Source organism: Streptomyces sp. NPDC005402 (genome assembly GCF_040606575.1).
In the GTDB taxonomy this organism is placed as follows: Bacteria; Actinomycetota; Actinomycetes; order Streptomycetales; family Streptomycetaceae; genus Streptomyces.
In genome coordinates this window covers 1-1,443 of record NZ_JBEXFB010000076.1, presented here as the reverse complement: position 1 = coordinate 1,443, position 1,443 = coordinate 1, and the positions used below count along the sequence as shown (strand labels likewise).

Annotated in this window: 2 protein-coding genes; both read right to left on the bottom strand. The window is 70.3% G+C overall.

The window, feature by feature from the left end:
• Positions 1–383: class II aldolase/adducin family protein (locus ABZT02_RS46130; RefSeq protein ID WP_356029473.1), on the bottom strand; the 383-nt coding region annotated here is incomplete at its 3' end.
• A 22-nt stretch (positions 384–405) separates the two neighbouring features.
• A partial coding sequence (locus tag ABZT02_RS46125; RefSeq protein ID WP_356029471.1) for an L-arabinose isomerase occupies positions 406–1,443 on the bottom strand: 1,038 nt, incomplete at its 5' end.

Here is a 1,443-nt window from a genome sequence, read left to right as displayed (position 1 = left end):
CCGTTGAAGGTGTCGGCGTGGGTGGTGCCCAGGACCGGGATGTCGCGGTGGGCCTGGGCGAAGGCGACGGCGTGGGTGGAGTGGGTGTGGGTGACGCCGCCGATGGAAGGGAAGGCGCGGTAGAGGCAGCGGTGGGTCTCGGTGTCGGTTGAGGGGCGCAGGTCGCCCTCCACCACGGCGCCGTCGGACAGGCGGACCGTCACCAGGTGGTCGAGGGTGAGGTCCTCGTAGGGGACGCCCGAGGGCTTGATGACGAAGACGCCGGCCTCACGGTCGACCCCACTTACGTTTCCCCAGGTCAGTGTGGCGAGACCGACTTGGGGGATGGTCAGGTTGGCGTCCAGTACCTCTTGCCGCAGGCCGTCGCGGACTCGTACGGTCATCAGTTCTCTCCTGGGATGGCCGTCACAGGGCCTGGGCGAGACGGTGGTAGGCGGCGTTCCAGCGGATTTCCTTGGCGAACTGCTCGGTGGTGGTGTTCTCGTCGATGGTGAGCAGTTCGACGCCGGTCATGGCCGCGTAGTCGGTCAGGGTCTCCAAGTCAACGGCGGAGCTGAGCACGGTGTGGTGCGGGGCACCGGCCAGCAGCCAGCTCTCGGCGGACTCGGCCAATGAGGGCTGCGGCTTCCACACCGCCCGGGCCACCGGCAGGCGACGCAGGGGTTCGCTGGGGGAGACGACGTCGACGGCGTTGGCGGTGAGCCGGAAGCGGTCGCCGAGGTCGGAGAGGCCGACGACGACGGCCGGGCCTTCGGCCGCGTTGAAGACCAGACGGACGGGGTCCTCGCGGCCGCCGATGGACAGCGGGTGGATCTCGCAGCTGGGGCGGTCGGCGGCGATCGAGGGGCAGACCTCCAGCATGTGGGCGCCCAGCACACGCGGAGTCCCCGGGCCGAGGTGGTAGGTGTAGTCCTCCATGAAACTGGTGCCACCGGGTTGTCCGGTGCCCATGACCTTCACCGTGCGCAGCAGGGCGGAGGTCTTCCAGTCGCCTTCGCCGCCGAAGCCGTAGCCGTCGGCCATCAGCCGCTGCACGGCCAGGCCGGGCAGCTGGCGCAGCCCGCCGAGGTCCTCGAAGTTGGTGGTGAAGGCCGTGAAGCCGCCCTCGGTGAGGAAGGTGCGCAGGCCCAGTTCCTGGCGGGCGGCATACAGCAGCGAGTCGTGCCGGATGCCGCCCGGACGCAAGGACGGCACCACGTCGTACGACTCGACGTACTCACCGGCCAGTTCGGTGGCCGCCTTGTCCTCGACCGCGTCGACCACGGCGACCAGGTCGTTGACCCCGTAGGTGTTCACCGAGAACCCGAACCGCAGCTGTGCCTCGACCTTGTCGCCCTCGGTGACGGCCACGTCGCGCATGTTGTCGCCGAAGCGGGCCAGGCGCAGGCTGCGGGAGGCGTGCCGGCCGAGGGCGGCGCGGGCCCAGGCGGCGACGCGCCGGAT